The organism is Streptomyces sp. NPDC050085, assembly GCF_044460595.1.
Lineage (GTDB): Bacteria > Actinomycetota > Actinomycetes > Streptomycetales > Streptomycetaceae > Streptomyces.
Window position 1 is genome coordinate 1 of sequence record NZ_JBITJZ010000012.1, and the last position, 26,460, is coordinate 26,460.

Consider the following 26,460-nt stretch of genomic DNA (forward strand, 5'->3'; position numbering starts at 1 on the left):
GCGGGCACAACAACTCCCACTCCTCATCCGTCAGTTCATAGCGACGACTCACGGACCCATCATCTCGCTAACCCACTTTGAAGACACGCCCTAGGACGCCTCGGCGGCGGCGCGCAGGCGGGCGTACTCGTCGGCCATCGTCGCCGCCGTCCAATGCGCGTTCAGGCCACTGGGGTTGGGCAGCGCCCACACCCGGGCGCCCCCGATCGTCCGCTCCTGCGGCCCGATCTTCGCCTTCGGGTCCCCGAAAGCCGATCGGTACGCGGTCACGCCCACCACGGCGAGCCAGGCCGGCCGCAGCCGCGCGACCTTCTCCTCCAGGACGCGGCCGCCCTCGCGGTACTCATCGGCGCTCAGCTCGTCCGCCCGCGCAGTGGCCCGCGCGACGACGTTCGTGATGCCGAGGCCGTACGACAGCAGCTCCTCCTGCTCGGCGGGCAGCAGTTGCCGCGGCGTGAAGCCGGACAGGTGCAGCACCGGCCAGAAGCGGTTGCCGGGCCGTGCGAAGTGGTGCCCGGTCGCGGCCGTCATCAACCCCGGATTGATCCCGCAGAACAGAACCCGAAGGCCGCTCGCGACGACGTCCGGAACCAGACGGTCACGAGCGGCCTCCAGGTCCGCCTGCGTGAGGCGGGAGGTCAGAGGATCGCCCCCGGCGCGTAACCCGCAGCCTCAGGGTGCTGCTTCACGATCTCCTCGATCCGGGCCACGACCTGACCCACCTGACCGGCGGCGGCGCCCGTGAACGACAGCTTGTCCGCCATCAGCCCGTCGAGCTGCGTCCGGTCCAGCGGGATGCGGGAGTCGGCGGCCAGCTTGTCGAGCAGTTCGTTGCGCTCGGCGCCCTGCTCGCGCATGGCGAGGGCGGAGGCCACCGCGTTCTCCTTGATCGCCTCGTGGGCCTCCTCGCGGCCCACGCCGGCCCGCACCGACGCCATGAGCACCTTCGTCGTGGCGAGGAACGGCAGGTAGCGGTCCAGCTCGCGGGCGACGACGGCGGGGAACGCGCCGAACTCGTCGAGCACCGTCAAGAACGTCTCCAGGAGACCGTCCAGCGCGAAGAACGCGTCCGGCAGCGCGACGCGGCGCACCACCGAGCAGGACACGTCGCCCTCGTTCCACTGGTCGCCCGCCAGCTCGCCGGTCATCGACGCGTAGCCGCGCAGGATCACCATGAGGCCGTTGACGCGCTCGCAGGAGCGGGTGTTCATCTTGTGCGGCATCGCGGACGAGCCGACCTGACCCGGCTTGAAGCCCTCGGTGACCAGCTCGTGCCCGGCCATCAGACGGATCGTCTTGGCCAGCGAGGAGGGGGCCGCGGCGAGCTGCACCAGCGCGGTCACGACCTCGTAGTCGAGCGAGCGCGGGTAGACCTGGCCGACCGAGGTGAACGCCTGCGAGAAGCCCAGGTGACCGGCGATCCGGTCCTCCAGGTCCGCGAGCTTCGCGTCGTCGCCGCCGAGCAGGTCGAGCATGTCCTGCGCGGTGCCGACCGGCCCCTTGATGCCGCGCAGCGGGTAGCGGGTGAGCAGCTCCTCGACGCGGCCGTACGCGACGAGCAGCTCGTCGGCGGCGGTCGCGAAGCGCTTGCCCAGCGTGGTGGCCTGGGCCGCGACGTTGTGCGAGCGGCCCGCCATGACCAGCTCGGCGTACTCGCCGGAGAGCTTGCCCAGGCGTGCCAGGACGGCGACGGAGCGGTCGCGGATCAGCTCCAGTGAGAGCCGGATCTGCAGCTGCTCGACGTTCTCCGTCAGGTCGCGCGAGGTCATGCCCTTGTGGACCTGCTCGTGCCCGGCGAGCGCGTTGAACTCCTCGATCCGCGCCTTCACGTCGTGGCGCGTGACCTTCTCGCGCTCGGCGATGGACACCAGGTCGACCTGGTCCAGGACGCGCTCGTAGTCGGCGATCGCGGCGTCCGGCACCTCGATCCCGAGGTCCTTCTGGGCCTTCAGTACGGCGAGCCAGAGCCTGCGCTCCAGCTTCACCTTCTCCTCCGGCGACCAGAGGGTGGCGAGCTCGGTGGAGGCATAGCGTCCGGCGAGAACGTTCGGGATACGGGGCTTAGCAGGCGCAGTCACGTGTACGGAGTTTACCGGGCGTCCCTACAGGCTCCGAACCATCGGGGGGATGGAGGAACCTACAGGTCACAGGGGGTCGGGGTGCGCTTGTCACGGTCCGTGCCCGGAGGGGCCGCACGGTGCATTTTGACACGTCCTTGACAAATGAAGGCGAGGCCACCATCGTGCAAGACGCTCGCAATTCTGCGTAATCCTCTGCACCAAGCACGCAATTCACATACGTCTTGATGTCGCAGCGCAGCAAGCGCGGCCGGCGCGCGCCCTGCCTGACACGCCCCCGAGCGTCAGGAGGAAGCCCCATGTCCCCACGCCCTCGTACAGGGCTGAAGCTGCTCACCGTGCTCGCACTCGTCCTGGCCGGAGCCACCGCGCAGGCCGCACCGGCAGCCCCGGCGCCCCAGGCCATTCCGCCGGGCGACTACCAGCAGGTCCCACTCGCCTCCGGCGCGGCCGAACTGGGCGAGGCCATGTCGCTCACCGTGCTCCCCGACCGGTCGGTCCTGCACACCGCCCGCGACGGCACGGTCAGATACACCGACCCGGCCGGGAACACCACGACGGCCGCCAAGCTCAACGTGTACACCCACGACGAGGAGGGCCTGCAAGGCATCGCCGCGGCCCCCGACTTCGCCACGAGCCGCCAGGTGTACGTGTACTACTCGCCACGGCTGAGCACCCCCGACGGGGACGCCCCGGCCACCGGGACCGCCGCCGACTTCGACCGGTGGAAGGGGCACCTCAACCTCTCCCGCTTCACGCTCAAGGCCGACCACACCCTCGACCTCGGCAGCGAGAAGGTCGTCCTCGAAGTCGCCAACGACCGGGGCCAGTGCTGCCACGTCGGCGGCGACATCGACTTCGACGCCGCCGGAAACCTGTACCTGACCACCGGCGACGACACCAACCCGTTCGACTCCGCGGGCTACGCCCCGCTCGACGAACGCACGGACCGCAACCCGCAGTTCGACGCCCAGCGCTCCTCGGGCAACACCAACGACCTGCGCGGCAAGGTCCTGCGCATCAAGCCCACCGCGGCCGGCGGCTACACCGTCCCCGCCGGCAACCTCTTCACCCCCGGCACCGCGAACACCCGGCCCGAGATCTACGCCATGGGCTTCCGCAACCCGTTCCGGATGAGCGTCGACAAGGAGACCGGCGTCGTCTACGTCGGCGACTACGGGCCCGACGCGGGCGACGGCGCGGCCGACCGGGGCCCGGGCGGCCAGGTCGAGTTCGACCGCGTCACCGGCCCCGGCAACTTCGGCTGGCCGTACTGCACCGGCACCAACACCACCGCCGAGACCTACAACGAGTACACCTTCCCCAGCGGCCCTTCCGCGGCCAAGTACGACTGCGCGGGCGGCCCCACGAACAACTCCTTCCGCAACACCGGTCAGGGCAGGCTGCCCGCCGCGCAGTCCAGTTGGATCAAGTACGGCTGGACCGACTCACCGCCCGAACTGGGCAGCGGCTCCGAGTCGCCGATGGCCGGTGACGTCTACCGCTACGACCCGAACCTCAACTCCTCCGTGAAGTTCCCCCAGTCCCTCGACGGCCGCTTCTTCGCCACCGAGTACGGCCGCAAGTGGATCAAGGCCATCGAGGTGAGGGGCGACGGATCGCGCGGCGTGATCGAGGACTTCCCGTGGACCGGGACGCAGATCATCGACAGCGACTTCGGCCCGGACGGGGCGCTGTACGTCCTCGACTACGGCACCGGCAGCGACAACCAGGCCCTGTACCGCGTCGAGTACCTCGGCGGCAGCAACCGCAACCCGGTCGCGCAGGCCGCCGCGGACAAGACCTCCGGTGCACTGCCGCTGACCGTGCAGTTCTCCTCCGCGGGCAGCTCCGACCCGGAGGGCCAACCCCTCACCTACAGCTGGGACTTCGGCGACGGGACCACCTCGACGCAGGCCAACCCCTCGCACACGTACACCACCAAGGGCACCTATCGGCCCACCCTCACCGTCAAGGACCCCGCAGGCCTGACCGGCACCGCGAGCCTCGTCGTGACAGCGGGCAACACCGCCCCTGCCGTCGACCTCCAACTGCCCGCAGACGGACAGCTCTTCGCCTTCGGTGACACCGTGCCCTTCAAGGCGGCCGTGACCGACCCGGAGGACGGCGCCGTCGACTGCGCCAAGGTCAAGGTCACCTATCTCCTCGGGCACGACAGCCACGCGCACTCCATCACCTCCCGGAACGGCTGCAGCGGCAGCATCGCCGTGCCCGTCGACGGCGAACACGACAGCGCCGCCAACCTGTACGGGGTCTTCGACGCCGAGTACACCGACCAGGCAGGGCTGACCACCCACACCCGGCACACCCTGCAGCCGCGACACCGGCAGGCCGAGCACTTCACCGCGCAGTCCGGCATCCAGATCGCCGGACACGGCCCCGCCGAGGGAGCCAACACCGTCGGCTTCACCGACGATGGCGACTGGATCTCCTTCAAGCCGTACGCGCTCGGCAACGCCAACCGCCTCACCGCCCGGATCTCCTCCGGCGGCCCCGGCGGCACGATCGAGATCCGCGCGGGCTCACCCACCGGCACCCTGCTCGGCTCGGTGGCCGTCCCGACGACGGGCGGCTGGGAGAACTTCCAGGACGTCACGACGAACCTGACGGGCGCGCCCTCGTCCTCCACCGGCCTCGTGCTCGTCTTCAAGGGCCCGACGGGCCAGGGCAATCTCTTCGACGTCGACGCCTTCACGCTCGGTACGACGTCCCCGGCATCCACGGCCGCCAAGGGCCATGTGCAGGAGGGGAGTTGACGACCATGAAGCATCCCTGGAACCGCCTGAACCGGGCCTGCGCCGTGCTCGCCTGCGCCGTGGCCTTGGTATTCGCCGTGCCGACCGCCCCGGCGGGAGCCGATGACGCCGCGTCCTTCGACGTCCTCGTGTTCTCCCGGACGGCGGGCTTCCGCCACGACTCGATCCCGGCCGGCATCGACGCCCTGCGCACCATCGGCGCGGGCAACGACTTCACCGTCACGGCCACCGAGGACCCCGCCGCCTTCACGACGGCCAACCTCTCCGCGTACGAGGCCGTCGTCTTCCTCAGCACCACGGGCGACGTCCTCGACGACAGCCGGCAGAACGCCCTGCAGGCGTACGTCGACTCGGGAGGCGGCTACATAGGAGTGCACGCGGCCGCCGACACCGAGTACGACTGGCCGTACTACGGGCAACTCGTCGGCGCCTGGTTCAAGAGCCACCCGGCGATCCAGCAGGCCACCGTCGTCACCGAGGACCGTACGCACCCGGCGACCGCGCACCTGGCCGCCACCTGGTCCCGTACCGACGAGTGGTACAACTACCGCACCGACCCCCGCGCAACCGTGCACGTCCTGCAGAGCCTGGACGAATCGTCGTACAGCGGCGGGGAGATGGCGGGCGACCACCCCATCACGTGGTGCCACCCCCAGGGGCAGGGCCGCTCCTTCTACACCGGCCTCGGCCACACCGCCGAGTCGTACGCCGATCCCGCCTTCCGCGCGCTGCTGCTCGGCGCGGTCCGTTACGCGGCCGGGCAGGCGGCCGCGGACTGCGCGCCGCCGTCGGGCGGCGCGCACACGGTGGAGGGCGAGGCGTACACCTCGGGCTCCGGGGTGCAGAGCGCCGACCACGCCGCCGCCAGTGGCGGTCGGACCCTCGGCTACATCGACAACGGCGACTGGGCCGGATACGCGTCCGTGAGCACGGCGGGCGCGAAGGGCTTCACGGCGAAGGTGTCGTCCGCGGGCGCGGGCGGCACGATCGAGATCCGCTCGGGCGCCGCGGACGGCCCGCTGCTCGGCTCGGTCGCGGTGCCCGTGACCGGCGGCTGGGAGACCTTCACGACGGTGGCCACGGCACTGAACGGCACCGGATCGGGCCCGCTGTTCCTGCGGTTCACCGGGGGAGCAGGGTCGCTGTTCGACATCGACACCGTGTCGCTCACCGGCTGAGCCGAACGCTCGACCCGGCGGGAGGCCGTCGTGACCGCTACGCCGGCCGCTCGTCGGGATACGGCGCCAGCTCCGCACGCTTCGGCGGGCGCCCGTCACCGGACGAGCGCCCCGTGAGCCGCCGGCCGATCCACGGCACCAGGTGCTGCTTGGCGAAGCGGGCGTCGGCCACGCGGCGCGCCGTCCAGCCCGGCCGTGCCGACGCGGGCAGCGGCGCGCGCCAGTCCTCCTCGGCCTCGTACCCGAGGGTCTGCCAGACGGCCTCGGCGACCCGGCGGTGGCCCTCCGCCGTCAGGTGCAGCCGGTCCACGTCCCACATCCGCTGGTCGGCCAGGGCCGTGGCACCGTACAGATCCACGACGACGGCGCCGTGCCGCGCGGCCAGGTCGTCGATACAGGCGAACAGCTCCTCCATGCGGGGCCGGAACTTGTCCAGGACCGGGCCGTTGCGCCCCGGGCTGCGCATCAGGACGAGCTGTCCGCACGACGGGGCCAGCTTCTCGACCGCCTCCGTCAGCAGACCGGTGACCCGGCCCATGTCGCACTTGGGCCGCAGGGTGTCGTTGAGCCCGCCGACCAGCGTCACCACGTCGGCGTTCATCGCGGCGGCGACATCGACCTGCTCGTCGACGATCTGCCCGATGAGCTTGCCGCGCACGGCGAGGTTCGCGTACTGGAAACCGGGGCCGCGCGCCGCCATCCGCGCGGCCAGCAGGTCGGCCCATCCGCGGTAGGAGCCGTCGGGCAACAGGTCCGACATGCCCTCGGTGAAGGAGTCGCCGACCGCGACAAGGCTGGTGTAGTTGGCATTCGTCTGCATGGCGCCCCAGATCGTATCCCGGCCGGCTACCGGCGCGTACGCCGCAGGTCTGGGCAGCGGGCCGAAGCGGCGGTATGCCGGAAACACGTACCTCAGCAGGACGAACGGGGGAGATCACCCATGGCAGGAAGCATCTGGACCGTCGCCTTCTGGCAGGCCACCGCCGAGCGTGCGATCAGGACCTTCGCACAGGCCCTGGCCGCCGTGCTCGTCGCGGGCGCGACGAACCTGCTCGACGTCGACTGGGCCGCCGCGCTCGGCACCGCGGGACTCGCCACGCTGCTCGCGGTGCTCACCGCGGTCGGCACCGCGGGCATCGGCCCGCACGGCCCCGGAATCCTCGAGACCCCGACGGCGGAGACCCCGCACACCACCGAGGCGCAGGCGACGCCCTAGCCGCGTACGACCGTGCCGCTGTCCACGCGCACCGCGTCCCCCGTGAACCGCTCGCGCAGCCTGCGGTCGTGCGAGACCACGACGAGGGTGCCCGCGTACCCGGCGAGCGCGCGGTCGAGGTCCTCCACGAGCGCGGGCGAGACGTGGTTCGTCGGCTCGTCCAGCAGGAGCAGATCGACGGGGCGGGTGACGAGCCGGGCCAGATCGAGCCGGCGCCGCTGGCCCACCGACAGGCCCCGCACCGGCACGGCGAGGTCCTCCTCGCGGAACAGGCCGAGCGCGAGCAGCGTCTGCGCGTGCTCCCCGGGGAGCCCGCCGAGCCCCGCCGCGAACGCGTCGAGCAGCGGGAGCGCCGAGCCGTGGTGCGCGACCTCCTGCGGCAAGTAGCCGATGCGGGGCGGGAGTTGCACCGTGCCCCGGTCCGGGGCGACGCTTCCCGCGAGGAGCGCGAGCAGCGTCGACTTGCCCGCCCCGTTCGGCCCGGTGACCAGGGTCCGGGAGCCGGGAGCGAGGTCGAGCCGGTCGACCGTGAGCCGGTGCCCGACCACCACGTCCCGCACCTCGACGGGACGGACGAAGGGATGGCCGCCGCCCTCCAGAGCGCCCTCGCCGGCCGTGAAGCGCAGCGGGTCGGGCGGCCTCGGCACCGGGTCCGCGCGCAGCCGCCGCAGCCGCTCGCGCGCGTTGCGCACGACACCGGAGACCTGGCCCTCCACCGACCGCTGGTGCTTGGAGAACTTCGCGAACGTACTGCTGTCCCGCATCCGCCAGCCGCCCTGCAGACTCGCCGACGCGCCCTGCGCGATCGTCTCCTGCCGCTCGACCTCGGCGCTCCACTCCCGGTAGCGCTCCTCCCAGCGGCGGCGCAGCGCCGTGCGCTGTTCCAGATAGCCGTGCCAGCCGGTGCCGTAGCGGGCGACGCGGCGGCGGTCGCCGTCCACCTCGACGACGGCCGTGGCCACCCGGTCGAGGAAGACCCGGTCGTGGGTGACGGCGACGACGGTCCCGCGGTGCGCGCGCAGCCGGTCCTCCACCCAGGCCAGGGCCTGGTCGTCGAGGTGGTTCGTCGGCTCGTCCAGGAGCAGCAGCTCGGGCTGTGGCGCGAGGACGCAGGCCAGCGAGAGCCGGGCCGCCTCGCCGCCCGACAGCGAGCCGAGGGTCCGCGAGCGCCCCAGGTGCGCCGCGCCGAGCCCGTGCAGCGCGGCGTCCACGCGGGCGTCGGCGCGATACCCGTCCCGCGCCTCGAACGCGGCCACCAGCTCCCCGTACGCGGCAAGCCCCGCCGCATCCGCCGAACCGAGCTCCGCCTCGGCCGCGCCGATCCGCCGCTCCAGGTCGCGCACTTCGGCGAGGGCCGCATCGACCGCGTCCTGCACGGTGGCCTCGGGCGGCAGCGCCGACGTCTGCGCGAGATGTCCCGTGCCGCCGTCGGCGACGACCGTCACCCCGCCGTCCGCCGGCACCAGTTCGCCCGCGACGATCCGCAGCAGCGTCGACTTCCCCGACCCGTTCTCACCGATCACGCAGACCCGTTCCCCGGGCCGCACCGACAGGGACACCCGCTCGAGCACCGGCCGGTCCGGATACCCGTACGAGACGTCCCTGAGGACGAGCTGACTCATCACACCCCCGTTCACCTCGGACCACCAGGAAGACCGGACGGTTCAGACGGTGCAGACGGTTCAGACCGTCTGCCCGAACAGCTCCCTCAGCACGTCCTCCATGGTCACCATTCCGGCGAGCCGGCCGTCCGCGCCGAGCACCGCCGCCACGTGCGTACGACTGCCCCGCATCGCCGTGAGGACGTCGTCCAGCGGCGTCGTCTCCCGCACGCGCGCGATGGACCGCATCTCCGGCACCCGGAACGGCAGATCGCGCGGCGTCGCGTCCAGCGCGTCCTTCACGTGCAGATAGCCGACGATGCGCCGCCCCTCGTCCACGACGGGGAACCGCGAGAAGCCGGACTCGGCGGACAGCCGCTCCAACTGCTCGGGCGTGACGCCCACGCGCGCGTAGACCACCTTCTCCAACGGCAGCACGACGTCCTTGATGGGCCTGCGGCCCAGTTCCAGCGCGTCGTGCAGCCGCTCCTGCGCCCGGTCGTCGATCAGACCCGCGTCGGAGGAGTCCTTGACCATGCGCGCCAGCTCGTCGTCCGAGAACGTCGCCGCGACCTCGTCCTTGACCTCAACGCGCATCAGCTTGAGCAACGTGTTCGCGAAGGCGTTGATGGTGAAGATCACCGGGCGCAGGGCGCGCGCCAGGGCCACCAGCGGCGGGCCGAGCAGCAGCGCCGAGCGCACCGGCTCGGCCAGCGCGATGTTCTTCGGCACCATCTCACCCAGCAGCATGTGCAGATACGTCGCCACGGTCAGCGCGATCACGAACGAGATCGGGTGGATCAGACCGTGCGGCATCCCGACCGCGTCGAACACCGGCTCCAGCAGGTGCGCGATGGCCGGCTCGGCGACGATGCCGAGCACCAGCGTGCACAGCGTGATGCCGAGCTGCGCCGCGGCGAGCAGCGCGGACACGTGCTGCAGGCCCCACAGGACGCTGCGCGCCCGCCGGTCGCCCTCCTCGGCGTGCGGCTCGATCTGGCTGCGCCGCACGGAGATCAGCGCGAACTCGGCGCCGACGAAGAAGGCGTTGACGACCAGCGTCGCCAGGCCGATCAGCAACTGGATCGCGGTCATCGGGCTTCCTCCTCGACATCGGTGGGCGACGGGGCGTGCAGCAGGACGCGGGCGGCACGGTGGCCGTGCGCGTCCACGACGTCGAGCCGCCACCCGGCGATCTCGACGCTGTCGCCGACGTCCGGGATGCGGCCCAGCTTGGTCGCGACCAGACCGGCCAGCGTCTCGTAAGGACCGTCCGGCACCCGCAGCCCGACGCGCGCGAGCTGGTCGGTGCGGGCGGCGCCGTCCGCCGAGTACAGGGGGCGACCGTCGTCGTCGGTGCCCGCGGCCGCGATGTCGGGCGTCTCGTGCGGGTCGTGCTCGTCGCGGACCTCGCCGACGACCTCCTCGACGATGTCCTCCAGGGTGGCGACACCGGCGGTGCCGCCGTACTCGTCGATGACGACGGCCATCGTGCGCTTGCCGGACAGCCGGTCGAGCAGCCGGTCCACGGTCAGCGACTCGGGCACGAGCAGCGGCTCGCGCAGCAGCTCGGACACGCGCTTGCGGGAGCGCTGCTCGTCGGGCACGGCGAGCACGTCCTTGATGTGCACGACGCCGACGACGGAGTCCAGGTTGCCGCGGTAGACGGGGAACCGGGACAGGCCGGTGGCCCGCGTCGCGTTCGCCACGTCCTCGCAGGTGGCCAGCACGTCCAGGGCGACGACCTGGACGCGCGGCGTCATCACGTTCTCGGCGGTCAGATCGGCGAGGTTCAGGGTCCGCACGAACAGCTCGGCGGTGTCCGCCTCGAGCGCGCCCTCCTTCGCGGAGTGCCGCGCGAGGGCCATCAGCTCCTGCGGCCCGCGCGCGGAGGCCAGCTCCTCGGTCGGCTCGATGCCGAAGCGGCGCACGAGCCGGTTCGCCGTGTTGTTCAGATGCGTGATGAACGGGCGGAACGCCGCACTGAAGATCCGCTGCGCCGTCGCCACCCGCTTGGCCACGGCCAGCGGCGACGAGATCGCCCAGTTCTTCGGCACCAGCTCGCCGACGACCATCAGGAAGACGGTCGACAGGGCGGTGCCGAGCACGAGCGCGACCGACGACGACGCGGACTTCGGGATGCCGAGGGACTCCAGCGGGCCCGCGATGAGCTTGGCGATGGACGGCTCGGCGAGCATGCCGACGACCAGGTTGGTGACGGTGATGCCGAGCTGTGCGCCCGACAGCTGGAACGTGAGGTTCCGTACGGCCTTCAGGGCGCCGGCCGCGCCGCGCTCGCCCCGCTCCACGGCGTCTTCGAGATCGCTGCGCTCGACGGTGGTGAGCGAGAACTCCGCCGCGACGAAGGCGCCGCAGGCAAGCGAGAGCAGTACTGCGACGGCGAGCAGGAGTACTTCGGTCATCGGGTCGTCACCTCCGTCCCATGATCGGACAGGGCCGGGAGGGTCGCGCGCTCGCGTGGACCGCGCAGGGGTAGGGACCGGGTACTGGGAGGCTCGCCCATGGGCGGACGCTCACACCTTTCGCAGAACGGACGGAGACGTGTCGGGCAACGCACCTGACGCACCCATGGTAAAGGATCGGCAAAGCGGCCCGCGGTTGAGGGGCTGCCGGCTTCATCCGGTCCGTTCAGTCCCGGACGAGCGGCTTCACCCAGCGCGACCACTGCGGCTCCGGCGCGTAACCGGCCGCCTTCCAGGCCTGGTGCGCCCGCTCGTTGCGGTCCAGGACCATCGCGTCGCCGCGTCGCCCGCCGAGCGCCACGAACCGCTCCTCCGCGGCGGCCAGCAGCGCCGAGCCGATGCCCTGCCGCCGCGCGTCGGGCCGCACCGCGAGCCGGTACAGATGGCACCGCCAGCCGTCGAACCCGGCGATGACCGTGCCCACCAGCTCCCCGTCGCGCTCCGCGAGAATCAGCGCCTCGGGATCCCGCGCGACCAGGCGCTCCACGCCCGCACGGTCGTCACTGATGCTCGTCCCCTCGGCCGCGCTCTTCCAGAAACCCAGCACGGCGTCGAGATCGGCGGGAGCGGCGGACCGTATACGCAGTTCACTCATGGCCCGATCCCACCACCGCCGACGCCCGCCGTGCCGCACGTTTCACATGCCGGACCGCCGTCGGCCACGCGCCGGGTCACGCCCAGTCATTCGTGGGCGATCGCCGCCAGTACGTTCATCCGCGACGCCCGCAGCGCCGGCAGCAGGGCCGCCGCGAGACCCACCACCACCGAGCCGATCACCACCGCGGCGATCGTCGTCCAGGGGATCGCCAACGCGTCCATGCCCTCCAGCGCGAGCACCTGATGCGCGGCCACGCCCCACACGAGGCCGAGCGCGAGGCCGAGGACCGCGCCGAACACCGCGATCACCACCGACTCCAGACGGATCATGCGCCGCAGCTGTCGCCGGGCGAGCCCGATCGCCCGCAGCAGCCCGATCTCCCGGGTGCGCTCGACGACCGACAGGGCAAGCGTGTTGACCACGCCGAGGACGGCGATGACGATCGCCAGGCCGAGCAGGGCGTACACCAGGTACAGCAGCACGGCGATCTGGTCGTGGATGAGCTTCTTGTAGTCGGCCAGGTCGCGGACCTGCACCTGCGGGTACGCGTCGAGCGTCTTGTCGAGGCGGGCGCGCAGCGTGTCGGCGGAGACGCCGGAGGCCGCGTTCACGTAGACCGCCGAGTCCTGCCCGCCCGGCACGTACTTCTCGAGCGTGGCGAGCCCCATGAACAGGCCGCCCTCGAGGCCGAAGCCGCCGCCCTCCTGGTCGGTGAGCGCGCCCACCGTGAACTCCGCGCGCTGCCCGCCGGGCAGTTCGACCTGCAGCACGCTGCCCACCTTGGCCTTGTGGTCGTCCGCGAACTGCTTCTGCATCCCCAGGTGTCCGGGCGCGAGCGCCCCCGCTGTGTTCCCCTGCTCGTACGTCACGTGCGCGACGTCGTCGAGCCGCGGCTCGTACCCGGCCGCGCTCGTCTTGACCCGCTTGCCGTCGGGCATGTGCACCGCGAGCGGCGTGAAGCGCTGCCGCACGACGAGGCCGACGCCCTCGGTGGCCCCGATCCGGTCGGTGACCTCCTTGGGGAACGGCATGAAGTTCGCGTTCTGCACGGTGAAGTCGGCGCCGAGCGTCTTGTCGATCTGCTCGTCGAACGACCGGCTCATCGAGGCGCTCGCCACGGACATGCCCGCGACCAGCGCGAGCCCCACCATGAGGGCGCTGGCGGTGGCCCCGGTGCGGCGCGGGTTGCGCAGTGCGTTGCGCTGGCTCATCCGGCCGATCGAGCCGAACACGGCCGGGAACGCGGCGCCGAGGACCCGGATCACGGGACGCACCAGCAGCGGGCCCGCGATCACCGTCGCGATCAGCGTCAGGACAATGCCGAGGCCGAGGAGCGAGCCGGCCGTGCCGGTCTTCGTGGCGGCCGCACAGCCCACGAGCGCGGCCGCACCCGCCGCCGCGACCAGGCCGCCGACGAGCGCCCGCACCGTCAACGGCCGCCCCACACCGGCGATTTCGGCATCCGCGAGGGCCGCCATGGGGGAGACGCGGGCGGCCCGCCGGGACGGCAGGTACGCGGCCACGAACGTGACCCCGACCCCCACCGCGAACGCGGCGACCGGCGTGCCCCAACCCACCACCATCTCCGTGGACTTGAGGTTCATCCCGAAGACGCCCATCAGCTTGATGAGGCCCGCGGCGAGCCCGACACCGAGCCCGAGGCCCACGGCGGAGCTGACGAGACCGAGCAGCACCGCCTCCGTCAGCACCGAGCGCCGCACCTGCCGCCGGTCGGCGCCCAGCGCCCGCAGCAGCCCCAACTCCCTCGTCCGCTGGGCGATCAGCATGGAGAAGGTGTTCACGATCAGGAAGATGCCGACGAGCACGGCGATCCCCGCGAAGCCCAGCATCACGTACTTGATGATGTCGAGGAACCCGCCCAGGTCCTCCGCCGCCGACTTCGCATCCTCGTCGGCCGTCTTCAACTCGTAGCCGGAGCCCACCTGTTGGGCGACGTTCCGCTTGAGCTGTACGTCGCTGACGCCCTGCGCCGCGTCGACCGAGATGCTCGTCGCCCGTCCGGCCCCGCCGAGCAGCTTGCGCTGCGCGGTGGGCGTGTCGAGGAAGACGAGGGCGGCGCCCGGGTTCGTGGTGCGGAACGTCGCGATGCCGACGACCTCGACCTTGAACGAGTCGCGCGCCATCACGGTGAGCGTGTCCCCGATGCGTACGTGCTTCTTGTCGGCGGTGTCCGCGTCGAGCAGCGCCTCGCGGTCGCCGCGCGGCGCGTGCCCCGACGTGAGGCGGACCGGACTGCGCTCCGTGGGCTCCCAGTTGGTGGCGATGGTGGGCGCGCCCGTCGTCGGCCCGACCGAGTCGCCCTTGCGGTCGACGACCGTGATGTTCTCGATCTGGGCGTCGATGTGCGTGGCCGCGACCCCGGAGACGGAACCGATCCGGTCGGCGAGCGACGCGGGCAGCGTGCGCACCTCGCCGGAGGGCAGCGCCTCGCTGAGGTCGTCCTCCTTCGGGCTCACCCGTACGTCCGCGGACGTCGAGGCGAAGAGCCGGTCGAACGTGCGGGCCACCGTGTCCGAGAAGATCAGGCTGCCCGCGACGAACGCCACCGAAAGGACCACGGCGAGCGCCGACAGGATCAGCCGCCCCTTGTGCGCGAGGAAACTCCGCAGGGTCGCCTTCAGCATGGCTACTGCCCCGGAGCGTGCTGGTCGGGAGCGTGCTGATCAGGCGTCTGCCGGTCGGGCGTCTGGTGGTCGGGCGCCTGCTGGTCGGGCGTCTGCCGGTCGGACGGGCGGGGCTCGGGCACGGCGCCGCGGCCGACGTCGAACCGCTTCATCCGCTCCAGAACGGCCTCCGCCGTCGGCCCCCGCATCTCGTCCACGAGCCGTCCGTCCCCGAGGAAGAGCACCAGGTCGGCGTGGGCGGCGGCGCCCGGATCGTGCGTCACCATCACCATGGTCTGCCCGAGGCTGTCGACGGCCTCGCGCAGAAAGCCGAGGACCTCCAGGCCCGCCCGCGAGTCCAGGTTCCCCGTCGGCTCGTCCGCGAAGATCAGCTCGGGGCGCGCTGCCAACGCCCGTGCGCACGCGACCCGTTGCTGCTGCCCGCCGGACAACTGCGCGGGCCGGTGCCTCAGGCGGTCCCGCAGCCCCAGCGTGTCGATGACCTGCTCCAGCCACTTCTCGTCGGGGGCCTTGCCCGCGATGTCCATCGGCAGCGTGATGTTCTCCGCCGCGTTCAGCGTCGGGATGAGGTTGAAGGACTGGAACATGAACCCGATGCGGTCGCGCCGCAGCCGCGTCAGCTCCTTCTCCTTGAGGCCGGTGATCTCCGTGCCGCCCAGCCACACCTGCCCCGCCGACACCGTGTCGAGCCCGGCCAGGCAGTGCATCAGCGTGGACTTGCCGGAGCCCGAGGGGCCCATCACCGCCGTGAACCGGCCGCGGGCGATGTCCACGTCCACCGCGTCCAGCGCGAGCACCTGCGTCTCGCCGGAACCGTACGCCTTCGTCAGACTCCGGGCCCGCGCGGCGACCACATCCGTGGCCCCATCCGCATCCCCCACCCCAACTCCCTTACATCGTAAGTCAGTTGCGCATCAGGTCGGCTTCGAGGATAGCCCGGACCCGCCCGTCCTGCCGGTGCGCGCGCCCGTCTTGCCGGTGCTAGCACATCGACGCTAGCGTGAGGGCATGGCGAAGACCCAGCTGAACGTGCGCGTGGACGAGGACACCGCCCGCGCCGCCAGGGAGCGCGCGCTCGCCCGCGGCATGAGCGTCAACCGGTACATCGAGGAGCTGGTCAGGCGGGACGCCGGCGAGCTCGGCCGGACCTTCGTCGACGCCGCGGCCGACTTCATGCGGCAGTACGAAACCGTGTTCGCCGAGGAGTTCGGCCCGGACCGCGAAGGCCGGCGCCGCCCCGTTGAGTGACCCGAGCCGCTCCCCGAACCCCGCGCCCCTCGGCATCGACCTCGCCTGGCTGCTCATGATCGCCGAGCAGAAGACCCCCGGCGACCCGCAGGTCACCGACTGGGGCGCCCTCGTCGCGGCCGTCGCCCGGCACGACGCCCGGATATTCGACGTGCCCGTCTACGACAGTCCGCACGCCCGCGCCGCCTCGCTGATCCAACTCCTCATCCACGTACCGGCGTTGGAGCGCTCGAACGCGATGTTCGCCTCCGCGGTCGCCTACGCCTACCTCGTCGCCAGCGGCCTCAAGATCGCCATCTCGCCCGAGCAGGTACGGGAGTTGGCCCGCCTCGTCAAGGACGGCGGCGCGAGCGTCCTCGACATCGAGAAGGAACTGCGCAAGTGGAGCCAGTGACCCGCGCGCTGCCCGGGCCCGGTCACCCGCCCGTACTCAGGCGCGGTCGAGCTCGGGCCGCCGCGCCGTACCGAGCACGCAGTACGACGTGGGCAGGCGCGGCCCGCGCTCCGGCATCACCAGCTCGCGGTACGCGCCCAGTTCGAACCCCGCCTCGCGCAGCGCACCCAACGCGTCGCGCCCCACGTGACACCCGCCGAACAGCCGCGGCCACACCATCCGGTCGAGCGCCGACTGCACGCCGCGCATCCCGCGCTTCGGCGCCCGTACGTGCTCGAAGAACCGCACCTCGCCACCCGGCCGCACCACCCGGCGCACCTCGGCGAGCGCCCGCGACACGTCACGCACGCTGCACAGCACGATCGACAGCACGGCCGCGTCGTACCCCTCGCTCTTCACCGGCAGCGCCTCCGCCGACCCCGGCACCACGTCGACCGGGACCTCCGCGCGCTGCGCCGCCTCGACGGCCAACTGCCGCAGCAGACGCTCCGGTTCGATGGCGACGACCTCGGAGACGGTGTGCGGGTAGTACCGGAAGTTCAGCCCGTTGCCCGCGCCGACCTCGATGACCCGCCCCGACAGACCGCCGAGCAACTCGCTGCGCACCGGCGCCATCACGGGCTCGGCCCGCTCGCTCAGCCGGGCGTAGTACCGCGCGAACCACGGATGACCGACCGCGTCGCGCGTCCTGTCGGGCTTGCCCCCGGGCTTCCTGCCGGGGGACGGATCCTGGTCCACCATGGGACCTCCTAGGCCGGGCCGACTGCTTACGCCGATTGTTCCCCGGCCGGGCGCCGACGAACGGCCTTCGGCACGGATCCCTACGGGCGCGCCGCGCCGCCGTACTCCGGTGGCCGCACCGCCCCCGCGAACTCCGCGCCGTCCCACGTGCCCCCGAGCCCCGGCCCGAGCCAGCCCCCGGCGCGCGCCCGGAACGCGGCCGGATCCAGCCCGCCGGCCCCTTGCGGCACCGCCCCCACGAGCGGCGCCCCGGCCACGCACGGCAGATCCGCGACGTTGCACCGCTCGGCGAGGCCCGGCTCGTGCGGCCAGCTGCCGATGACGACACCGGCCTGGTCGAGCCCCCGCGCCCGCAGCGCCTCGGCCGTCAGCTGGACGGAGTTCAGCGTGCCCAGCCCCGCCTGCGCCACCACGAGCACCGGCGCCCCGAGGAGCCGCGCCGCGTCCGCCAGCGTCGCGCCCTGCCCGTCGAAGTGCACGAGCAACCCGCCCGCCCCCTCGACGAGCACCAGGTCGTGCGACGCCGCCAGCTTCTCGGCCGCCTCGGCGACCTGAGCGGGCCGTACCGGCTCGAGCCCGGCCCGCGCCGCGGCGGTCCCGGGCGCCAACGGCTCGGGGAACCGGGCCAGTTCGAGGGGCGTCACCGCGTCCCCGGCCAGCCGCAGCACCTCGTCGACGTCCCCGGGCTCACCCGGCGCGACCCCGGTCTGCGCGGGCTTGAGCACGGCCACCGAACGGCCGGCCCGCACTGCGAGCGCCGCGACCGCGGCCGTGGTCACCGTCTTGCCGATCTCGGTCCCGGTCCCCGTGACCACCAGTACCGTCATGCCCTCATCCCTCCCGCGCGGCCGCGCACACCGCGCGCCCGATCCGTGCCAGGTCGTCGTCGCCCGTGATGTACGGCGGCATCGTGTACACGAGGTCCCTGAACGGCCGCAGCCAGACCCCCTCCGCGACCGCCGCCCGCGTCGCCGCCGCCATGTCCACCTCGTGGTCGAGCTGGACGACACCGATCGCCCCGAGGACACGTACGTCCCGAACTCCCGGTACGGCAGCCGCCTCTGACAGTGCGTCACGCAGCCCGGTCTCGATCCGCTTGACCTCCGTCTGCCAGTCCTGGCCGAGCAGCAGGTCGATCGACGCACCGGCCACCGCCGCGGCCAGCGGATTGCCCATGAACGTCGGCCCGTGCGCGAGCACCGGCACCTCGCCCCGCGAGATCCCGTCGGCGACCCGCGCCGTGCACAGCGTCGCCGCCAGCGTCAGATAGCCACCGGTCAACGCCTTGCCGACACACATCACATCGGGCGTCACCGCCGCATGCTCCGCGGCGAACAACGCACCGGTCCGCCCGAACCCCGTCGCGATCTCGTCGAACACGAGCAGCACGTCGTGCGCGTCGCACGCCTCCCGCAGCACCCGCAGATAGCCGGGGGAGTGGAACCGCATCCCGCCCGCACCCTGCACCACCGGCTCGACGATGACGGCGGCCAGCTCGTGCGCGTGCCGCTCGATCGTCTCCCGAAGGTGCTCGGCGAACGAATCCTCGTACTCCGTGGGCGGCGCATCGGTGAAGATCTGTTCGCTCAGCACCCCCGACCACAGCCCGTGCATCCCGCCCTCGGGATCGCACACGGACATCGGCTGCCACGTGTCCCCGTGGTAGCCGCCGCGCCACGTCAGCATCCGCCGCTTCCCGGGCCGGCCCAGCGAGCGCCAGTACTGCAGGCACATCTTGAGCGCGACCTCGACCGACACCGAACCGGAGTCGGCCAGGAAGACGTGCTCGAGGCCGTCCGGCGAGATGTCGACCAGCCGCTCGGCGAGCCGCACGGCGGGCTCGTGCGTGAGCCCGCCGAACATCACGTGGCTCATCCGCTCCAACTGGCCGCGCGCCGCCTCGTTGAGCACGGGGTGGTTGTAGCCGTGGATCGCCGACCACCACGACGACATCCCGTCCACGAGCTCGCCGTGCCCGGCCACCCGCAGCCGCACCCCGGCCGCCGACTCGACGACCAGCGGCTGCTGCCGCCCGGGCATGGGACCGTACGGATGCCAGACGTGTCGCCGGTCCAGGTCCAGCAGCTCCTCGATGCGCGCGTCGGGCGTGTCAGGCATTGGGCGCGAGATCCGTCCCCGCACCCCGGCGACGTACCGCCACGAGATCCGTCCGCGCCTCGGGCACCTCTGCCACCGCCCCTGCCTCCGAGGGCTCGGAGGCGCACACCGAACCGCAGCCGCCGCCCCGGTGCTCCGGCAGCGTCACCTGGTCGGTGCCCTCCACCTCGAACCCGGCGTCCGCGATCATCTCCAGGTCCGTCTTGCCCGCCTGGCCCTCACTGGTCAGGTAGTCGCCCAGGAAGATCGAGTTGGCGATGTGCAGGGCCAGCGGCTGCATGGTGCGCAGGTGCACCTCGCGCCCGCCCGCGATCCGCACCTCCACGTCCGGGCACACGAAGCGGACCATGGCCAGAATCCGCAGGCAGCGCTGCGGCGTGAGGCTCCACTCCTTGGCCAGCGGCGTCCCCTCGAAGGGGATGAGGAAGTTGACCGGCACCGAGTCCGGGTCCAGCTCGCGCAGCCCGAACACCACGTCGACCAGGTCCTCGTCGCTCTCGCCCATGCCCGCGATCAGCCCGGAACAGGCCGAAAGACCGGCCGCGTGCGCCTTCTGCACGGTGTCGACCCGGTCCGCGTACGTGTGCGTCGTCGTGATGTCGCCGTACGTGGCCTCGGACGTGTTCAGGTTGTGGTTGTACGCGTCCGCGCCCGCCCCGCGCAGTCGCTCCGCCTGCCCGTCGGAGAGCAGCCCGAGACAGGCACACACCTCGACGCCCTCGTTCTCCGACTTGATCGCATCGATCGTTCGCGCAACACGGTCGACGTCCTTGTCCGTGGGACCGCGTCCGCTCGCCACCAGACAGACCCGCTTCGCCCCGCCCGCGACACCGGCGGCGGCCGCCTTCGACGCCTCGTCCGGCTTGAGCCAGGTGTACTTGAGGATCTCCGCCTTCGAACCGAGGCGTTGCGAGCAGTACGAGCAGTCCTCGGGGCACAGACCCGACTTCAGGTTCACCAGATAGTTGAGCTTCACCCGCCGCCCGAACCACGTACGGCGCACCTTGCCGGCCGCCGCCACCACATCGAGCAGCTCGTCGTCCGACGTCGCCAGTACGGCGAGCGCCTCTTCACGGGTCGGCGTCTCGCGCCGAAGCCCCTTGTCCACCAGCGTGTTCAGCAGGTCCATGGCGTCTGATCCTGGACCATCGAGGCGCTCCGGGGAAAGGAGGCTTTGAACAAAGCACGCCCTGTGACGTGTGGGTATTGCCACATTCGGCCCGGGTGGCGGCACGGCTAGGGTCTGTGCGTTACCTACAAAACGAGGGAGTCATGGCCACAGTCTCCAACCGTGCGTTCGGCTGGCTCGACGAACAGCACCGCGCCCGCGAAGCCGCAGGTCTCGTCCGCACGCTGCGCCCCCGCCCGGCCGACTCCCCGCTGCTGGATCTCGCGAGCAACGACTACCTGGGGCTGTCCCGCCACCCCGAGGTGATCGCGGGCGCCGCCGAGGCCGCGCACCGCTGGGGCGGCGGTGCCACTGGCTCCCGCCTGGTGACCGGCACTACCGAACTTCATGCGCACCTGGAGCGCGAGCTCGCCGAGTTCTGCGGCGTCGAGGCCGCGCTCGTGCTGTCGTCCGGATACGCCGCGAACCTCGCCGCCGTCACCGCGCTCGCCCCGCACGGCTCGCTCATCGTCTCCGACGCGGGCAACCACGCCTCCCTGATCGACGGCTGCCGCCTCGCCCGCGGGACCACGCAGGTCGCCCCGCACACCGATCCGGAGGCGGTGCGCAAGGCGCTCGGCACCCATGACGGGCCGGCCGTCGTCGTCTCCGACACCGTGTTCTCCGTCGACGGCGACCGGGCGCCGCTCGCCGAACTGGCCGCAGCCTGCCGGGAGTTCGGCGCCGGGCTGCTCGTGGACGACGCCCACGGACTCGGCGTGCTCGGCGCCGGAGGCCGCGGCGCCCCGTACGCGGCGGGCCTGGCGGGCGCACCCGACACCGTCACCACCGTCACCCTGTCCAAGTCCCTGGGCAGCCAGGGCGGTGCGGTCCTCGGCCCGGCCCCGGTCATCGAGCATCTGATCAACGCGGCCCGCACGTTCATCTTTGACACCGGACTCGCCCCGGCGGCGGCCGGGGCCGCACTCGCCGCGCTACGGCTGCTGCGCCGCGAACCCGAGCGCGCGGACCGGGCCCGCGAGGTGGCCGCGACCCTGCATCAACTCCTCACCAAAGAAGGCCTGTTGGCCGTACGGCCGGACGCGGCGGTGGTGTCCGTGCGCGCCCCCTCGCCCGAGACGGCGGTGCGCTGGGCCGCCAACTGCCGTGCCGCGGGACTCTCGGTGGGCTGCTTCCGTCCGCCGTCGGTGCCCGACGGCATCTCACGGCTGCGGCTGACCGCCCGCGCCGACCTCACCGATGCCCAACTCGGCGAGGCGGTAGGGGTGATCAGCCGCACGGCTCCCGACGGCGCGTTCACCGCAGGGAGTTGACGAACCCCTTCCAGGTGCTGCGGGTGAACAACAGAGCGGGTCCCGCCGTGTCCTTCGAGTCACGGACGGCCAGCAGTCCTGCTGCCGGCCCCGCGGTCAACTCGGCCGTCTCGACGCAGTTGTTGGCGCCGGTGCTGCGGCTGCTGCGCCGCCACCGCGCGCCGCTCAGCGACGAGCTGGAGGGAACGGAGGGTACGTACCGAGGCAGTGCAGTCATGGTGCCCCCTTACGCGGTGCCGGCCCGTGACGAGGTGTCGGCGTCCTCGCCGTCCGGTCACCCGGCGATCTGTGCGATCAGTTCCAACGATTCCTCGGGCGGTAGAGCGCGGAGCAGAAGACCGTCGAATGCTTCCGTGTAGGCCTTGAGGTCTTCTTTCCGCTCGAGGTAGAGGCTACTCGTCAAATGGTCGAGAACAACCACATCCAGATCAGAAGTGTTCGGAAATGAGAACACAACGAAAGGCCCAGTGAGCCCGATATGGCCACCCGCCACAAACGGCAGCACCTGGATCCGGACATGCGGCATCCGCGCCATCCCGGCCAGGTGCGCCACCTGCCTGCGCAGCACACCAGGACCGCCCACCTCGCGCCGCAACACCCCTTCGTCGAGCACCGCGCTCAACTCCAGCGGCGCCTGCGCCCGTAGCACGTCCTGCCGCGCCAGACGGACCTCCACCAGCGCCTCGATGTGCCGCTCCGGCGCCCCCGGCAGCACCGCACGCGTCACCGCACGCGCGTACTCGGGCGTCTGCAGCAGCCCCGGCACCACACTCGTCTCCAGCGTGCGGATCCGCGACGCCTGCGACTCCAGACTGATGAAGTCCCGGTACGACGGCGGCAACAGCCCCCGGTACGCGTGCCACCAGTGATCCGCGGCCGCGTCCTCCGCCCCGGCCAAGGCGACGACCAGTTCCCGCAGTTGGGGATCCTTCGTGTCGAACGCGTCGAGCAGCAGCAGGACGTCCGACGGCTTCACGCCGCTGCGCCCCGTCTCGATGCGGCTCACCTTCGACTGGTGCCAGCCGACCAGACGGGCCGCCTCACCGCTCGTCAGCCCCGCCTGCACGCGCAGCGCACGCAATTCGGCACCGAGCTTGCGACGGCGGACCGCGGGACCGTACTTCATCCTCACTCCTCGGGCGCATCGAATTTCGAGCCAGGCCCCTTCCCGGCCCCTGTGCGGTGGCTTCTGAGCAGACGGTAGAGGAACCGGCGTGCGCTCGCCCAAATACGGTCTGTCGTCGCAGAGTTCACCGCTTCGAGCGACAGATATATGCATATCTTGGGGGATCGCCACCACGGAAGGACATCGAAGTGGCACTCTGGCGCGAAGCAGCAGTCGGGGGGCCGCGCGCAAGCGATCCGCCAGAGTCGGACGCGCGACCCCGGCGGGAAAGGGACGACGTCGCCATGGCAGACCACCAGGAAGCATCCGTCACGCTGCCGAGCGATCCCGCCTCGGTCTCGGCCGCCCGCAGGTACGTCAGCACCGTGCTGGCGGAGTGGGGCATGCCGACAGACACCGACGCGGCCGAAGCGGTCCGCCTCATCGTCTCCGAACTCGCGACGAACGCGGTGCAGCACACCCTCGGCCAGTCACCCACCTTCACCGTCGACGTGGAGCTCGACCGCGACGAGCACCTGCGCATCGGCGTCACCGACAGCCACCCCCGCTACCCCAAGCGACTGCCCGCCGCCGTCCAGCAGGACAACGGGCGCGGCCTGGTCATCATCCGCTGCCTCACCGCGGAGTGCGGCGGCAGACTCTCGGTCTCACCCACCCCCGAGGGCGGCAAGACCGTATGGATCGCCCTGCCCTGGATCACGACGCTGAACGGCGCCAACGGCCGCCCCGCACCCGCCTGTTGACCAAGTTGCCCGTACGTCGCGGGGACGCGCCTCAGCTCCCGGACCGGCCGAACGCCCCGCGCAGCAGCGCCCGGAAGCTGTCCACCGCCGGATTCGACTCGTCCGCCCGGTGCACCAGCGAGATGGTCCGCCGCAGATCCCCCGGCTCGAGCAGCCGCCACCCCAGCGGCGCCGCCGACATACGCGCCACCATCTCCGGCACCACCGCGACCCCGAGCCCCGCACTGACCAGCGCACACACCAGCGCGTAACTCGGCGCGTCCACCAGCACCGACGGCGTCGCCCCGGCCCGCGCGAGCGCCGACTCCACACCCTGCCGCGGCGGATGCGTCGGCGCCATGCTGATCAGCGGCTGCCCCGCCAGCTCGGACAACGGCAACCGCGACGACCCGCCGGCCCCCGCCGTCAGCGCCTGCCCCGGCGCCGTGACAAGCACCAACTCCTCTACGAGCACGGGCTCCAGGACCACCGACGACGGCGCCGCCACCGGCTCGGCCGGGGCATACGTGTGGGTGAGCGCCAGATCGACGTCGCCCGCGGCCACCGCGGCGACCCCCAGCGGCGGCTCGTAGTCCGTCACCGACAGCTCCACATCCGGATGCGCCCGGCGGGACGCGGTCAGCGCCGGCGGCAGCAGATGCATGCCCGCCGTCGTGAACGTACCGAGCCTGAGCCGCCCGCCCGACAGGCCCGCGAGCCGCGCCAGCTCGTGCCGGGCGCGCTCCAGCTCGTCGAGCACCCGCCGCGCCGTTTCCACCAGCACCTCGCCCGCACCGGTCAGCCGCGCGCCCCGGTGATGCCGCACCAGCAGCGCCGTGCCCGCCTCGCGCTCCAGCTTCGCGAGCTGCTGCGACAGCGCGGGCACCGTGTAACCGAGCCGCTGCGCCGCCCGCGTGATCGAACCGGCCTCGGAGACCGCCACCAGCGCGGCCAGCCGCGTCGGGTCGTACATCGGCGGCCTCCGAGGCGATGCGCTGGGGTTAAGCAATGCTTTAGGCAGACCCAGGATATTGCACATACCTGCTGAAGGCCCGGCTCGGGCAGGCTGACGGTCATGGATGCTCAACTGGTCGCCTTCACCGGCGTCGCGGCGGGAATGGTCGCCCTGCCCGGGGCCGACTTCACCGTCGTCGTGCGCAACTCGCTCGTCTCGCGCCGCGCCGGAGTCGCCTGCGCCCTCGGCGTGGCCGGCGGCCTCCTCGTCCACACCGCGCTCGCCGTCGCCGGCGTCGCCGCCGTCCTCACGGCCGTACCCGCCCTGTTCCGCGCCCTCCAACTCGCGGGCGGCGCCTATGTGTTGTACCTCGGAGCGAGGACGCTGCAGTCGGCTCTGCGCCCCCTGGGGCACACAGCGGTGTCCGCAACGGACGCGGAGGGGGCGGGGGAGGGCGGCCGGGGCCCGACGGGCGGAGCGCTCCGGCAGGGCTTCCTGACCAACACCCTCAACCCGAAGGCGCCGATCACCTTCCTGAGCGTGCTGCCGCAGTTCGTGCCCGCGGGCAGCCCGGCCCTTCCGCGAACGGCCGTTCTTTCGGCCATCGTCGTCGTCCTGGCACTGCTCTGGTTCCCGGCCGTCGCGCTGCTCGTGGACCGGCTCGGCCGCTGGCTGCGCAGGCCGCGTACCGCCCGCGCCGTGGAGGCCGTCACCGGCAGCGCACTGGTGGTCCTGGCCCTGGTCCTCCTGCTGGAACCGCTGCTCGCCTGAGAGGCCCCACGGGGGAGGGCCGGCGCCGGCCCTCCCCCGTGGGGCCGTGCGGCGGGGTCAGCGCACCCGGCCGTACCAGACGCTCTTCGTCCAGATCTTCTGCAGCCTCACCACGTCCCCGGTCTTGGGGGAGTGCCAGATGCGCCCCTTCCCGGCGTAGATCCCGACGTGGTAGACGCTCCGGCCCGAGTGGAAGAACACCAGGTCCCCCTTCTTGCGGTGGGACGCGGAGACATGGCGGGTCTTGTTGTACTGCTGCGCGGCGGTACGGGGCAGCTTCTTGCCCGCCCGCTTGAACGAGTACAGCGTCAGGCCCGAGCAGTCGAAACGTTTCGGCCCCGCGGCGCCCCACTTGTAGGGCGCTCCCTTCTTGGACGCCGCGACCTGCAGTGCCTTCGTCGACACCGCCGCTGCCGATGCCTCGGACGCGCCGCCGGGAACCATCACGGAGGCTCCGGCGACGGCGAGCGTCAGGGCCGATGCCGTACCGGCCCGGGTCAGCAGCGAGGGGACACGATTGAGCGCAGTCATGCGCAACCCTTCGTCAGCCGCCTGCGAAGGATGACCTGTCGGGTTCGGGCTGGCGAAGATGCCCGGCCGCTGCTGCGGCTTCACCCCAAGGGCTGCTCGGAACGGACGTTCGTTCCGGCGACCCGTCGTACCTGGGTCCTCCACTCCTGCCGATCCACTTCTGTCGACCTGGCATCCGTACGGCGGCAGGACTCGGCGTCCGCACGGACCGCCCCGCCGCGGCGGCGGGGGCTTGTCGTCGGAAGGGATCTTCACGCACAGGTGTCGTGAAATCCGAGTTGAACCGGCGGTAAGTGAGGCTCCTCACGCTTGACCCGTTCAGGTGGACAGTGCCGTTTCGGGGCCGGGCCCGCGACGCCCGACCATGCCCGCACCAGCACCGGAACCCCTCATTCCGGCCTTCGCGTACTGTCGATGCGCAACTCTGACGGACTTCTTGGCGTACGAACGTCTAGGCCATACGGGGGTACGCCATCTGGGCCGTTTCGGCCCCGCTGTAGACGGTCCGCGCGACCCGTGACATCAACTGACCGATTCTGGCGGCAAAGTGACCCTCTGTGTTCGCCGTTCGCCGTCCAGGACCCGCAACGCCCGCGCCAGGGTCTCCGCGTGCACCTCGCTCTCACCGCGCCGGTGCATCAGCGCCAGGGCATCCCGCAGCTCCGTCGCCCGGGCCACCAGGGCCTGCGCCGCCCGCAGCCCGCGACAGGTGAGATCGCCCCGCGCCGGATTGATCCGCGCGAGCAGATCGACCACCGCCAGATAGCTGTCCACCAACTCGCCCTCGGCGCGGGTCAGCGCGGGCAACGGCGGAAGTTCGGGGGGAAGCACCGCCG

25 protein-coding genes, 1 pseudogene and 1 riboswitch are annotated in these 26,460 nt (G+C 71.9%); of the genes and pseudogenes, 8 read left to right on the forward strand and 18 right to left on the reverse strand.

The window, feature by feature from the left end; translation table 11 throughout:
• Positions 1 to 90: 90 nt before the first annotated feature.
• Together mug and purB are read right to left on the reverse strand one after the other, a co-directional pair.
• Positions 91 to 642 (reverse strand): G/U mismatch-specific DNA glycosylase, encoded by a 552-nt coding sequence (gene mug / locus ACIBUY_RS32765; RefSeq protein ID WP_399154651.1) that lies wholly within the window; start codon positions 640 to 642, stop codon positions 91 to 93.
• Entirely contained in the window at positions 639 to 2,078 is a 1,440-nt protein-coding gene (gene purB, locus ACIBUY_RS32770; RefSeq protein ID WP_365579754.1) for an adenylosuccinate lyase, read from the reverse strand. Before purB ends, mug begins: the two co-directional genes overlap by 4 nt.
• 299 nt (positions 2,079 to 2,377) lie before the next feature.
• On the opposite strand from purB, the gene ACIBUY_RS32775 reads away from it, so the two are divergent.
• Positions 2,378 to 4,855: a PQQ-dependent sugar dehydrogenase gene (locus tag ACIBUY_RS32775; RefSeq protein WP_399154541.1), complete on the forward strand. Its 2,478-nt coding sequence runs from the start codon at positions 2,378 to 2,380 to the stop codon at positions 4,853 to 4,855.
• Positions 4,856 to 4,860: 5 nt separating this feature from the next.
• Positions 4,861 to 6,027 (forward strand): annotated as a pseudogene (locus tag ACIBUY_RS32780) (ThuA domain-containing protein); the annotation flags it as partial.
• Positions 6,028 to 6,070: 43 nt separating this feature from the next.
• On the opposite strand, the gene ACIBUY_RS32785 reads toward ACIBUY_RS32780, so the two are convergent.
• Positions 6,071 to 6,853, reverse strand: coding sequence for an SGNH/GDSL hydrolase family protein (locus ACIBUY_RS32785; RefSeq protein ID WP_399154542.1), 783 nt, complete (start codon positions 6,851 to 6,853; stop codon positions 6,071 to 6,073).
• A gap of 120 nt (positions 6,854 to 6,973) precedes the next feature.
• On the opposite strand from ACIBUY_RS32785, the gene ACIBUY_RS32790 reads away from it, so the two are divergent.
• The gene (locus ACIBUY_RS32790) at positions 6,974 to 7,249 is read left to right on the forward strand and encodes a holin (protein ID WP_365579747.1); all 276 of its coding nucleotides are present in this window, start codon (positions 6,974 to 6,976) and stop codon (positions 7,247 to 7,249) included.
• On the opposite strand, the gene abc-f is transcribed toward ACIBUY_RS32790, so the two are convergent.
• The 6 genes from abc-f to ACIBUY_RS32820 form a co-directional block, all read right to left on the reverse strand.
• Complete coding sequence (gene abc-f / locus ACIBUY_RS32795) at positions 7,246 to 8,871, reverse strand: ribosomal protection-like ABC-F family protein (RefSeq protein ID WP_399154543.1); 1,626 nt, start codon at positions 8,869 to 8,871, stop codon at positions 7,246 to 7,248. The two genes, ACIBUY_RS32790 and abc-f, sit on opposite strands and share 4 nt — an antisense overlap.
• Positions 8,872 to 8,931: 60 nt before the next feature.
• Complete coding sequence (locus tag ACIBUY_RS32800; RefSeq protein WP_365579742.1) at positions 8,932 to 9,945, reverse strand: hemolysin family protein; 1,014 nt, start codon at positions 9,943 to 9,945, stop codon at positions 8,932 to 8,934.
• The gene (locus tag ACIBUY_RS32805; RefSeq protein ID WP_399154544.1) at positions 9,942 to 11,273 is read right to left on the reverse strand and encodes a hemolysin family protein; all 1,332 of its coding nucleotides are present in this window, start codon (positions 11,271 to 11,273) and stop codon (positions 9,942 to 9,944) included. The genes ACIBUY_RS32800 and ACIBUY_RS32805 overlap by 4 nt, the downstream gene beginning before the upstream one ends.
• 226 nt (positions 11,274 to 11,499) lie before the next feature.
• Positions 11,500 to 11,967, reverse strand: coding sequence for a GNAT family N-acetyltransferase (locus ACIBUY_RS32810; RefSeq protein WP_365579738.1), 468 nt, complete (start codon positions 11,965 to 11,967; stop codon positions 11,500 to 11,502).
• Between the two features lie 47 nt (positions 11,968 to 12,014).
• Positions 12,015 to 14,576 carry an ABC transporter permease gene (locus tag ACIBUY_RS32815; RefSeq protein ID WP_399154545.1) on the reverse strand — a complete coding sequence of 854 codons (2,562 nt, stop codon included), beginning with the start codon at positions 14,574 to 14,576 and terminating at the stop codon, positions 12,015 to 12,017.
• 2 nt (positions 14,577 to 14,578) lie between these two features.
• Positions 14,579 to 15,457 (reverse strand): ABC transporter ATP-binding protein, encoded by an 879-nt coding sequence (locus ACIBUY_RS32820; RefSeq protein WP_399154546.1) that lies wholly within the window; start codon positions 15,455 to 15,457, stop codon positions 14,579 to 14,581.
• 127 nt (positions 15,458 to 15,584) lie between these two features.
• Here ACIBUY_RS32820 and ACIBUY_RS32825 point away from each other — a divergent pair, with 127 nt between their 5' ends.
• Positions 15,585 to 15,824 (forward strand): toxin-antitoxin system HicB family antitoxin, encoded by a 240-nt coding sequence (locus tag ACIBUY_RS32825; protein ID WP_365579731.1) that lies wholly within the window; start codon positions 15,585 to 15,587, stop codon positions 15,822 to 15,824.
• A 55-nt stretch (positions 15,825 to 15,879) separates the two neighbouring features.
• A complete protein-coding gene (locus ACIBUY_RS32830; RefSeq protein WP_365579756.1) occupies positions 15,880 to 16,218 on the forward strand; it encodes a fic family toxin-antitoxin system, toxin component in 339 nt (112 codons plus the stop codon).
• Positions 16,219 to 16,254: 36 nt separating this feature from the next.
• Here ACIBUY_RS32830 and ACIBUY_RS32835 read toward each other — a convergent pair whose 3' ends face one another.
• From ACIBUY_RS32835 to bioB, 4 genes are all read right to left on the reverse strand, one after another.
• Positions 16,255 to 16,959 (reverse strand): class I SAM-dependent methyltransferase, encoded by a 705-nt coding sequence (locus ACIBUY_RS32835; RefSeq protein ID WP_399154547.1) that lies wholly within the window; start codon positions 16,957 to 16,959, stop codon positions 16,255 to 16,257.
• Positions 16,960 to 17,039: 80 nt separating this feature from the next.
• Entirely contained in the window at positions 17,040 to 17,786 is a 747-nt protein-coding gene (gene bioD / locus ACIBUY_RS32840; RefSeq protein ID WP_365579725.1) for a dethiobiotin synthase, read from the reverse strand.
• A gap of 4 nt (positions 17,787 to 17,790) precedes the next feature.
• Positions 17,791 to 19,077, reverse strand: coding sequence for an adenosylmethionine--8-amino-7-oxononanoate transaminase (locus ACIBUY_RS32845; protein WP_365579723.1), 1,287 nt, complete (start codon positions 19,075 to 19,077; stop codon positions 17,791 to 17,793).
• Entirely contained in the window at positions 19,070 to 20,206 is a 1,137-nt protein-coding gene (gene bioB, locus ACIBUY_RS32850) for a biotin synthase BioB (RefSeq protein ID WP_399154548.1), read from the reverse strand. Before bioB ends, ACIBUY_RS32845 begins: the two co-directional genes overlap by 8 nt.
• A gap of 143 nt (positions 20,207 to 20,349) precedes the next feature.
• Here bioB and ACIBUY_RS32855 point away from each other — a divergent pair, with 143 nt between their 5' ends.
• Positions 20,350 to 21,519, forward strand: a complete 1,170-nt coding sequence (locus ACIBUY_RS32855; RefSeq protein ID WP_365579718.1) for an 8-amino-7-oxononanoate synthase — start codon at positions 20,350 to 20,352, stop codon at positions 21,517 to 21,519.
• On the opposite strand, the gene ACIBUY_RS32860 is transcribed toward ACIBUY_RS32855, so the two are convergent.
• Together ACIBUY_RS32860 and ACIBUY_RS32865 are read right to left on the reverse strand one after the other, a co-directional pair.
• A complete protein-coding gene (locus ACIBUY_RS32860) occupies positions 21,503 to 21,736 on the reverse strand; it encodes a DUF397 domain-containing protein (RefSeq protein ID WP_365579716.1) in 234 nt (77 codons plus the stop codon). The two genes, ACIBUY_RS32855 and ACIBUY_RS32860, sit on opposite strands and share 17 nt — an antisense overlap.
• 57 nt (positions 21,737 to 21,793) lie before the next feature.
• Positions 21,794 to 22,645: a helix-turn-helix transcriptional regulator gene (locus ACIBUY_RS32865; protein ID WP_365579713.1), complete on the reverse strand. Its 852-nt coding sequence runs from the start codon at positions 22,643 to 22,645 to the stop codon at positions 21,794 to 21,796.
• 284 nt (positions 22,646 to 22,929) lie between these two features.
• On the opposite strand from ACIBUY_RS32865, the gene ACIBUY_RS32870 reads away from it, so the two are divergent.
• A complete protein-coding gene (locus ACIBUY_RS32870; RefSeq protein ID WP_365579710.1) occupies positions 22,930 to 23,388 on the forward strand; it encodes an ATP-binding protein in 459 nt (152 codons plus the stop codon).
• A gap of 31 nt (positions 23,389 to 23,419) precedes the next feature.
• Here ACIBUY_RS32870 and ACIBUY_RS32875 read toward each other — a convergent pair whose 3' ends face one another.
• Positions 23,420 to 24,340 carry a LysR family transcriptional regulator gene (locus ACIBUY_RS32875; RefSeq protein WP_399154549.1) on the reverse strand — a complete coding sequence of 307 codons (921 nt, stop codon included), beginning with the start codon at positions 24,338 to 24,340 and terminating at the stop codon, positions 23,420 to 23,422.
• Between the two features lie 102 nt (positions 24,341 to 24,442).
• On the opposite strand from ACIBUY_RS32875, the gene ACIBUY_RS32880 reads away from it, so the two are divergent.
• Positions 24,443 to 25,093, forward strand: a complete 651-nt coding sequence (locus tag ACIBUY_RS32880; protein ID WP_365579705.1) for a LysE family translocator — start codon at positions 24,443 to 24,445, stop codon at positions 25,091 to 25,093.
• Positions 25,094 to 25,150: 57 nt separating this feature from the next.
• Here ACIBUY_RS32880 and ACIBUY_RS32885 read toward each other — a convergent pair whose 3' ends face one another.
• Positions 25,151 to 25,624: a C40 family peptidase gene (locus ACIBUY_RS32885; protein WP_365572657.1), complete on the reverse strand. Its 474-nt coding sequence runs from the start codon at positions 25,622 to 25,624 to the stop codon at positions 25,151 to 25,153.
• 3 nt (positions 25,625 to 25,627) lie between these two features.
• Positions 25,628 to 25,832: riboswitch (cyclic di-AMP (ydaO/yuaA leader) on the reverse strand.
• 314 nt (positions 25,833 to 26,146) lie between these two features.
• Positions 26,147 to 26,455, reverse strand: a complete 309-nt coding sequence (locus ACIBUY_RS32890) for a hypothetical protein (protein WP_365572654.1) — start codon at positions 26,453 to 26,455, stop codon at positions 26,147 to 26,149.
• Positions 26,456 to 26,460 lie beyond the last annotated feature (5 nt).

Bases quoted from the DNA above. Each gene is read 5' to 3' on its own strand.
- ACIBUY_RS32860 (WP_365579716.1), bottom strand. From the start codon at position 21,736: ATGACTGCACTGCCTCGGTACGTACCCTCCGTTCCCTCCAGCTCGTCG.
- ACIBUY_RS32825 (WP_365579731.1), top strand. From the start codon at position 15,585: ATGGCGAAGACCCAGCTGAACGTGCGCGTGGACGAGGACACCGCCCGC.
- ACIBUY_RS32805 (WP_399154544.1), bottom strand. From the start codon at position 11,273: ATGACCGAAGTACTCCTGCTCGCCGTCGCAGTACTGCTCTCGCTTGCC.
- ACIBUY_RS32870 (WP_365579710.1), top strand. From the start codon at position 22,930: ATGGCAGACCACCAGGAAGCATCCGTCACGCTGCCGAGCGATCCCGCC.
- ACIBUY_RS32880 (WP_365579705.1), top strand. From the start codon at position 24,443: ATGGATGCTCAACTGGTCGCCTTCACCGGCGTCGCGGCGGGAATGGTC.
- ACIBUY_RS32865 (WP_365579713.1), bottom strand. From the start codon at position 22,645: ATGAAGTACGGTCCCGCGGTCCGCCGTCGCAAGCTCGGTGCCGAATTG.
- ACIBUY_RS32815 (WP_399154545.1), bottom strand. From the start codon at position 14,576: ATGCTGAAGGCGACCCTGCGGAGTTTCCTCGCGCACAAGGGGCGGCTG.
- ACIBUY_RS32885 (WP_365572657.1), bottom strand. From the start codon at position 25,624: ATGACTGCGCTCAATCGTGTCCCCTCGCTGCTGACCCGGGCCGGTACG.
- ACIBUY_RS32790 (WP_365579747.1), top strand. From the start codon at position 6,974: ATGGCAGGAAGCATCTGGACCGTCGCCTTCTGGCAGGCCACCGCCGAG.
- ACIBUY_RS32800 (WP_365579742.1), bottom strand. From the start codon at position 9,945: ATGACCGCGATCCAGTTGCTGATCGGCCTGGCGACGCTGGTCGTCAAC.
- bioD (WP_365579725.1), bottom strand. From the start codon at position 17,786: ATGACGGTACTGGTGGTCACGGGGACCGGGACCGAGATCGGCAAGACG.
- ACIBUY_RS32830 (WP_365579756.1), top strand. From the start codon at position 15,880: ATGATCGCCGAGCAGAAGACCCCCGGCGACCCGCAGGTCACCGACTGG.
- ACIBUY_RS32835 (WP_399154547.1), bottom strand. From the start codon at position 16,959: ATGGTGGACCAGGATCCGTCCCCCGGCAGGAAGCCCGGGGGCAAGCCC.
- ACIBUY_RS32785 (WP_399154542.1), bottom strand. From the start codon at position 6,853: ATGCAGACGAATGCCAACTACACCAGCCTTGTCGCGGTCGGCGACTCC.
- ACIBUY_RS32845 (WP_365579723.1), bottom strand. From the start codon at position 19,077: ATGCCTGACACGCCCGACGCGCGCATCGAGGAGCTGCTGGACCTGGAC.
- abc-f (WP_399154543.1), bottom strand. From the start codon at position 8,871: ATGAGTCAGCTCGTCCTCAGGGACGTCTCGTACGGGTATCCGGACCGG.
- ACIBUY_RS32855 (WP_365579718.1), top strand. From the start codon at position 20,350: ATGGCCACAGTCTCCAACCGTGCGTTCGGCTGGCTCGACGAACAGCAC.
- ACIBUY_RS32875 (WP_399154549.1), bottom strand. From the start codon at position 24,340: ATGTACGACCCGACGCGGCTGGCCGCGCTGGTGGCGGTCTCCGAGGCC.
- bioB (WP_399154548.1), bottom strand. From the start codon at position 20,206: ATGGACCTGCTGAACACGCTGGTGGACAAGGGGCTTCGGCGCGAGACG.
- ACIBUY_RS32775 (WP_399154541.1), top strand. From the start codon at position 2,378: ATGTCCCCACGCCCTCGTACAGGGCTGAAGCTGCTCACCGTGCTCGCA.